1 pseudogene is annotated in these 259 nt (G+C 73.4%); it reads right to left on the bottom strand.

Going from position 1 to position 259, the window contains the following annotated elements:
• Positions 1-3: 3 nt before the first annotated feature.
• Positions 4-259, bottom strand: a pseudogene (locus SB764_RS41965) (DUF308 domain-containing protein); the annotation flags it as partial.

Raw genomic sequence — 259 nt, 5'->3', positions numbered from 1 at the left:
CCGTCATGACTGGGTCTGGGTATTGCGGGCGACCGCCTCGCGGTCCTGGCGGCGCCAGCCGGCGCGCAGCGCCGCGATCTGGCGCAGCGCCGCCTGCGACATCTTCCACCAGCCGAACGGCCGCGGATCGGCCAGCATGCTGAGCGCGCGCGCATAGTCCAGCGTCAGGCCCGGGGTCCAGGCCATGGTCAGGGCGCGCTTGCGGATCTGCGCCGCCACCCACAACTCGGGCGTGAACAGCAGCCGCCACAGCACCGCC

This window comes from Paraburkholderia sp. SIMBA_027 (assembly GCF_046535315.1).
GTDB classification, from domain to species: domain Bacteria; phylum Pseudomonadota; class Gammaproteobacteria; order Burkholderiales; family Burkholderiaceae; genus Paraburkholderia; species Paraburkholderia tropica.
The sequence above is the reverse complement of the archived record's forward strand: the minus strand, read 5'-3'. Positions and strand labels throughout refer to the sequence as shown.